Annotated in this window: 9 protein-coding genes; 3 read left to right on the top strand and 6 right to left on the bottom strand. The window is 61.0% G+C overall.

Annotation, left to right across the window (positions count from 1 at the left end; genetic code table 11):
* Window positions 1–49: 49 nt before the first annotated feature.
* On the top strand, window positions 50–823 hold the full coding sequence (locus J8I34_RS25955; RefSeq protein ID WP_209807308.1) for a DUF2252 family protein: 774 nt from the start codon (window positions 50–52) through the stop codon (window positions 821–823).
* A gap of 267 nt (window positions 824–1090) precedes the next feature.
* Here J8I34_RS25955 and J8I34_RS25950 read toward each other — a convergent pair whose 3' ends face one another.
* Window positions 1091–1279, bottom strand: a complete 189-nt coding sequence (locus J8I34_RS25950) for a hypothetical protein (RefSeq protein WP_209807307.1) — start codon at window positions 1277–1279, stop codon at window positions 1091–1093.
* Window position 1280: 1 nt separating this feature from the next.
* Here J8I34_RS25950 and J8I34_RS25945 point away from each other — a divergent pair, with 1 nt between their 5' ends.
* Window positions 1281–2252 carry a Ppx/GppA phosphatase family protein gene (locus J8I34_RS25945; protein WP_209807306.1) on the top strand — a complete coding sequence of 324 codons (972 nt, stop codon included), beginning with the start codon at window positions 1281–1283 and terminating at the stop codon, window positions 2250–2252.
* A 54-nt stretch (window positions 2253–2306) separates the two neighbouring features.
* On the opposite strand, the gene J8I34_RS25940 is transcribed toward J8I34_RS25945, so the two are convergent.
* The 4 genes from J8I34_RS25940 to J8I34_RS25925 form a co-directional block, all read right to left on the bottom strand.
* On the bottom strand, window positions 2307–2585 hold the full coding sequence (locus J8I34_RS25940; RefSeq protein ID WP_209807305.1) for a hypothetical protein: 279 nt from the start codon (window positions 2583–2585) through the stop codon (window positions 2307–2309).
* Window positions 2586–2595: 10 nt separating this feature from the next.
* Entirely contained in the window at window positions 2596–2838 is a 243-nt protein-coding gene (locus tag J8I34_RS25935) for a hypothetical protein (protein WP_209778205.1), read from the bottom strand.
* A 243-nt stretch (window positions 2839–3081) separates the two neighbouring features.
* The gene (locus J8I34_RS25930; protein WP_209807304.1) at window positions 3082–4602 is read right to left on the bottom strand and encodes a CYTH and CHAD domain-containing protein; all 1521 of its coding nucleotides are present in this window, start codon (window positions 4600–4602) and stop codon (window positions 3082–3084) included.
* A complete protein-coding gene (locus J8I34_RS25925) occupies window positions 4603–4833 on the bottom strand; it encodes a hypothetical protein (protein WP_209775139.1) in 231 nt (76 codons plus the stop codon). It abuts the gene before it with no gap.
* A 452-nt stretch (window positions 4834–5285) separates the two neighbouring features.
* Between J8I34_RS25925 and J8I34_RS25920 the strand changes: the two genes are divergently transcribed.
* Window positions 5286–5504: a hypothetical protein gene (locus tag J8I34_RS25920; RefSeq protein ID WP_245176136.1), complete on the top strand. Its 219-nt coding sequence runs from the start codon at window positions 5286–5288 to the stop codon at window positions 5502–5504.
* Window positions 5505–5728: 224 nt separating this feature from the next.
* Here the strand turns inward: J8I34_RS25920 and J8I34_RS25915 are convergent, their stop codons facing one another.
* On the bottom strand, window positions 5729–6307 hold the full coding sequence (locus tag J8I34_RS25915; RefSeq protein WP_209807310.1) for an NnrU family protein: 579 nt from the start codon (window positions 6305–6307) through the stop codon (window positions 5729–5731).
* Window positions 6308–6349: the final 42 nt, after the last annotated feature.

Raw genomic sequence — 6349 nt, 5'->3', positions numbered from 1 at the left:
TCGGCGATGCCAGCTCGTTCTTCATGTGACTGGCATCTGACTCTCATTCGTGAAATTGGTTTACTCCGCATACTTAAAAGAGGCAACCAATCGCACATGGAGGCAATTGGCGCGAAAGCGCCTGAAGACTGATCAGATACCCCCTGGCAAGCAATTTTGGCCACTGCGTCGCGATGAACGGACTGCGATTGAGCGCTTATGCAGAGATCAAGCGATGATCGAATCTGTCACGCATATTTCTGCACAGGAGGGCGACGACAAGCTGCAAGTCATCGATGCGGCGTACTGGGTGAAGGGTTGTAGCTCGTTGGGTCGGCTGCGCTATGCGGTTCTGCTCGGCGACGGAAACCGATGGAAGTACAGCCTGCTTGACATCAAGGAGGCAGCCCTGCCGGCAGCTCCCTGTGTCTCAAGGGAGAATCTGCCGCGTGACAATGGTGACCGGGTGGTACAAGGTGCGAAGAATCTTTCGCCATTCTTAGGAAACCGCATGGTGGCGGCCAGAATTCTGGGCAAAAGCGTAGTTGTGCGCGAGTTGCTACCACAAGATCTCAAGCTTGAGGTCGAAACGCTTCCGGAGTCAGATGCGACGGAGCTCGCCTATTACCTTGGTAGCGTGGTCGGAAGAGGTCATGCCGGACAACTCTCTCAGAGCGAAGCGCGAACGTGGCGGCGCGAACTCATGCGGCACCACGGCAAAACGATCGAAGCACCGTCCTGGTTATGGACTTGTATCGTCGACCTTATCGGCATTCATGAACGCCAATATCTAGATCATTGCCGGCGTTGGGCACTGGGTGGTTTCGCCCCTGAGAGCCGCTAGGCAGGCGGTGCATTCTACGAAGTTGCTAAAGGTGCGCAGTTTTCTTCTTGGCTGCAGAGCGGATGTATGAGTTTCCGCCGGCAGGTGGAATCGGACCACCGGCCTCGGGGACAGCCGCAATGCGCGCAACCTGGGGTCATCGTACTTTTGATGCGAGTTCTGGCTGCCCGGTCATAGAAGCCATTTGGAATCAAATACTTGTAAGATCGGCCAGTTCGCGGCGCGGGGAGGCCTGGAAAGCCGGATAGCAGCGCAGTTCCGCGGGCGTTAAGCCTTCGGCGGACGTCCAGTCTTCACGGCTTCGATCTTCCTGATTGCCGCCAGCAGTTCCTTCGGTGACCTCTCGGCCAGCAGCAGCAACCCGGCACGCAGAATTTCGCTCTTCTTGATACGGAGGCCGCTGCCCAGGCAGCGCTCTTTCAGTTCAGCGATCTTCTGGTAGTCCGACTTCGGCATCGTGAAGCTGTCGCCAGCGCAAGCGCTTCGCCTGGCTGCCTCCATGTTCGGTATGACAACCCCGCACTATGCCGCAGTAGACCTTGGCTCCAATGCGTTTCGCATGATGATCGGCCAACCCGCGCGCGGTAGCCGTGTCATCAGGGAAGTGGCATTTTTCCGCGAGCCGGTTCGTCTTTCCCACGGTCTGCGCGGCTCGGAGTTGGACGACTCTTCCCTCGAGCGGGGCTGGCGCGCGCTGGAGCGCTTTGGCAAGCGGTTGCGGGGATTCGAGCCCAGCCGCGTACGGGCGGTGGCCACCAATACAGTGCGGGTGGCGAGCAATGCCACTGTGTTCCTCGCCAAAGCCGAGCAACGCCTTGGTTTCCAAATCGATGTGATCTCCGGCCAAGAGGAGGCACGCCTGGTCTATGCTGGCATCGCACATACCATGCCGGACGCAAACACCACACGGCTGGTGGTCGATATCGGCGGCGGCTCGACGGAGCTGGCCATCGGTCGTGGCGAGAAGCTTCTGGCGGTGGACAGCGTGCCGATCGGCAGTGGCACATTCGGCAAGCGATTCTTTCCCGACGGCGTGCTAGACGGGCGCAGCCTGCAGCTGGCTGAGCGGATAGCAGGCGAGGAAATCGAGAAGGTGGCAACCCGGTATCGGGAGCATGCCTGGCAGCTGACCATCGGCTCGTCGGGTACGGCTCGCCTGCTTGCGCGGTTGTTGCAATGTAATGGCCTGACCGCACGAGGGCGCAGCACGATTACCTATGATGGACTGTTACGGCTGTCGCTGCGCCTGCTGGAGGCGGGGCATCTCCGTCGCCTGGAGCTTGCCGGCCTGAAGCGCCATCGCATGGAAGCGCTGCCGGGTGGCCTTGCCGTGATGCTGGCGGTGTTCAAAGTGTTTGGCATCGATGAGATGCTGCCATCCGAGCCCGGCTTGCGTTTCGGCGTATTGCATGGCTTGATGCAGAGCTAGCGTCCTGGCGCGGTCACTGAGAAAGGGGCGCCAGGACGGCGGCAAATGCGCGACCTACCGTTGGTTGTCCAGCGGCGACCCACCGTCGGCAATCATTGCCTTAAGTTTCGCAACCTTCAGTTCGGCACTGGTGAACGCGGTAGCCTGTTGCGCCGCCTTGCCCCCAGCGCGGAAGATGGTCTGTTGCAAGCCGGTCAACGTGTGATGGCGTACCACCACGAAGCCTTGATAGCCTCCACTGGAAAGCTGCTCAACGTAGGCCCGGAAGTCGTAATAGCCGGAGCGGTGGAAACTCTCAAAGGGAGAGATGGGACTGTTATCAGAGGTGGTCAAGCTGGAAACTTCACTGCGATGGCGTCGGAATGGCAAACGGCGGCATTGCGGCGACCAGGTATCGGCGGTAGGCGTGCTCGATGTCGGCATCCGCATCAAAGCGCGCCTCCAGGGGATCGTTTCGGTATTTCGAGCAGTGAAAGCTGCTAATGCCGGCGGTGGACTCCAACGTCACCAATCCTTGGTACCGTCCGGACGGTAGTTCCAGGACCGAGGTTGTAATGGATACCTCTCCACGCTGATACGTCGCCATCTTTGATTCCATTCTGGACACCAAATGTGGACAGCTTATCAGAGGCTTACTGTTTTCAAACATAGATTTCTCTTGCGACCAACGTGGAGCGATCACGAAAAAAATGTCCCCTCCGAAGGGATCCTCACCACGATCGCGTCGGATGGCGACGTCTCGGTCTCGATGCCATTCTCAATGGTAGCGCAGGGGTCATCTGGGGCCCCTCGTTGCTCGAAGCCACGGCCTGAGTCCGTAGCTTGCCCGCTAGAAGGGAAGTCGGGCCCCCTTGAAGCGCTTCCACAGGCCACGCAGTTGCTCCTTGTCCGCGTCCACCTTGCCTGCAAGGTAGCCGCGCGCATAGCCGGTGCCAGATGCCAGCTGCGGGTCCTTGACTGTGAGGCTGCGCAACAGGTCATCCGCAACCGCCATGTCGTTGCGCCAACCCAGGTCATCCTGCAGACGCGACAGCTGGCGACGGAAGCGCTGCAACTTCTTCGCCGGGAACAAGGACTCGAAAAATTCCGTCGCGTAGCGGAGCTTCTTGGCGGCAATGCGTGCGCGGTGGCGCCGATGTACGTCGAGCCTTGCCATGCGCCGGCCGCGTTTCAACAACTTGCGATGGCGCTGGCGCAAGGTGTCCAGCGCAAACTTCGTGGCCGGCTCAGCCAGCTCACTGCGTTGCGCATGACGCCAGTCGCCGCTACCCGCCCAATGGTTTAGTGCAAGGATCAGCCGGGTGTAGCGCTCGGAGTCGACCGCTTGCCCAGCGCGTTGTCGCGCTTCGGCGGCGACCTCATTTGCCGCAGCCAGGATCTCATCGGCGCCCACGTCACTCCGCGCCCCGTCGACGGACTCGCGTAATGTTGAGTGGGCGAGGACCTCCCAGTCCCGTGCAGGGCCCAGCTCGCCGGCAATCCACTTGACTTCTTCCTGAAGTTCGGGCGGGCAGGCAATCAGCGACTGGAAGATGCCCAGCGCGGAGCGCAGGCGGCGTAGTCCGACCCGCATCTGATGCACGGTCTCCGGGTTGTCGCTGTTCACGACGCCGTGTTCGTTGGCCGAAATCTGCGCGAGGCAGTTTTGCACAATGCTTTGGAACACGGCTTCGGTCGAAGCCTCGTCGGAAAGCCTGAGGGGGGCCGCGCGAACCGCTTCCGAAGGCTCGCAAACGACAAGCGCGTAGCCGCGGTCGCCCTTGCTCGCTCGGCTCACGCGCATGGGAATCGAATCGAGCAGCTCCAGTGCGAACCCGAAGAGTTCAATCGACGCTCCGGCCTGGATCTCCAGCTCGAGTTCGCGGATGGGCACCGTGGCCTTTCCTGCGCGGATGACGCCGCGATCCAGGGCCACCTGCACCTCCGCGCCTTGCGGCAAGCGCAGCAGCGCAACGGTCCGCTGCACCTCGGAGACGAAGAGCGGCTCCAGGCGCTCCGCCAGGTCACTTTCACGAAGCAGGTCTCCCAACGCCGTGTCCTTGGGGAGTTTCTCCTGCAGTGCAGTCAAGTCGGGCGCGGGCCCGGCAATTGCAGATTCGAATTCCTCGCGCTCGTATAGGCCACCCTGCCGCCTGCCGTGGGTTTTCAATGTCTGCACATAGTGGCTTCCCGCCTGGCGCACGCGCAGGGAAGCACGGTGTTGACGCAAGGACAGGTCAGCCGTATCAAAATACGTACTGACGAGCTGCTCGTCGTGAGGCGGCTCCACGCACCGGGACGAAAGCAGGGGCAGCGCGATCAGTCGGTCAACCTCGTCTTGCAGAAGTTCGAGCTTCAGTTCGCGTTCCATCTATTCCAGCTTGGCGGAACTCTCGAATTCCGCAAACACGCGGGCCTGTACCGCGTCCATGACCGCCAGGACCCGGGCATCGACTGGCCCGCCGGCCGTGACACCCGTGGCATTCTTGGGTTTCGACCCGAGTGGATAGAAAACAAAAACCGTATCGAACTGGCCTGCCGCCTCCTTCTTGAGGTTCCGGTTGAGCGCTTTCAGATATCGCTTCTTTGTAGTCTTCGACATGGGCGTCATCGCTTACTGTTGTTGTCAAGGGTTGGCGGTTGCCGGCCATCTCCAAACCAGTCCGCTTAGAACCGTTGGTACCACTGCGCCCCGCCGAGGTCAATTATCCACCCACTGTGATGACCTGCGGCAGCGCTGTTTTGGGAGGGCTCGTTGGGCCGGCCGCTTATCGCTCGGAACGGATAACTACTTTAGTCGACTTCAAGAGCAAAAGTGGAAGTGTCTTGCATAACTTGGCGCGGGCCTGCCTTTTTCCGTTGGTGCTGTCGTCAATGCGAGTCAGTCCTCAGGCGAACGTTCATTACAGGAGGCTGCGCAGTAGTCCCTGGTGTGAATGCCTCATGGCCGCGGGCCGTTGCTGTGGCGCAGGACGCTGCACGGCCCCGTCTGGGGTCACCAGTGAGACAGTGTGAGCACCAGCTGCGACCTGCCATGAAACGCTGACGCAGGATGTGGCGCAGGTATTCAGCCAGCTGACGGGCCTCGGTCAGACCGAGGGCATGACTCATCTCTGGCAATCGCCGTTCACTGTGAAACAGGCGTCGTTGTCAGCAATTCGCCCCGAAGCCGAGCACGCCCGGGCGGGCCGCAAGGGGGAGATCATCGCCAAGATGAATGCCTTGCTGTCGCCCGCATCTTCTATCTCCACGATGGCGGGGAAGAGGGGCTGATGCTGTCCAGCGGTGAATGGATGGAGCGCAGCTTGAGCGTCGCTCGCAGCAGGAAGGCGACTCGGCGCAAGATTCTCTGCTGTCGTCTTTGGCCTGAGTTGTCTTGGTTTCTTCCGCTGGTTATCTGGCCCGAAGCGTCACCATGTCAGAAATATGACGGTCATAATCGGGGCGCGTCTGGCGAGTCCAGCCACTGTGGACGGATGAAGCATTTCTTCACTTCTTCACCCGAACGCCCGCACGCCGGTCATCCACCCATGAAGCACGAATCCGAACAGCGCCCAGGCCGCGAGCCCGATGACCCCTGCCATGGCATCGCGCGCCAGGTTCCCGGTCGGGTAGCTAGCGCCTGCTTCCCTGTCCCGCCGGCGCGCTGACACGAAGTCCGCGACCGCCCATGCCAGGAACGCGCCAAACAGCACCACTGCGGCGAGTGTTCCGTTGGCAAGCAGGTGCGCCAGGGCCCAGGCCTGCACGCCTGCCAGCATCGGATGACCGAACGCTGCCTTGATGCGGTTACCAGGCACATATGCCGCCGCAATCAGCACGAAGGCCGGGATCGTGACGAATGCAGCAACGTGCCGCCCCCACACCGGCGGCGCCCAGACTACCACGTGATGCGCGCTGGCCAGGCCGTAGCCCCAGACAACCAGCGCCAGGCCGGCAATCGAAACCAGGGTGTACAAGCCTTTCCAGCCACGTAGGCCGAGCCTGGCAATCTGCGCGGTACGCCATGGGTCGGCAACCATGCGCACGGAGTGCACACCCAGGAAAATGAACAATCCCAATACCAATACCGTCATGCTGCGACCCGATTCGAACGCCACAGGGGAATCGCCATCCGG

The organism is Cupriavidus phytohabitans, assembly GCF_017815025.1.
Taxonomy (GTDB): Bacteria; Pseudomonadota; Gammaproteobacteria; order Burkholderiales; family Burkholderiaceae; genus Cupriavidus.
Note: the sequence above shows the minus strand (reverse complement) of the source record. Positions and strands in the feature narration are given on the sequence as shown.

Excerpts from the sequence above, each read along its gene's own strand:
- J8I34_RS25935 (WP_209778205.1), bottom strand. The coding sequence starts at position 2,838 with ATGGCGACGTATCAGCGTGGAGAGGTATCCATTACAACCTCGGTCCTG.
- J8I34_RS25915 (WP_209807310.1), bottom strand. The coding sequence starts at position 6,307 with ATGACGGTATTGGTATTGGGATTGTTCATTTTCCTGGGTGTGCACTCC.
- J8I34_RS25925 (WP_209775139.1), bottom strand. The coding sequence starts at position 4,833 with ATGTCGAAGACTACAAAGAAGCGATATCTGAAAGCGCTCAACCGGAAC.
- J8I34_RS25930 (WP_209807304.1), bottom strand. The coding sequence starts at position 4,602 with ATGGAACGCGAACTGAAGCTCGAACTTCTGCAAGACGAGGTTGACCGA.
- J8I34_RS25950 (WP_209807307.1), bottom strand. The coding sequence starts at position 1,279 with ATGCCGAAGTCGGACTACCAGAAGATCGCTGAACTGAAAGAGCGCTGC.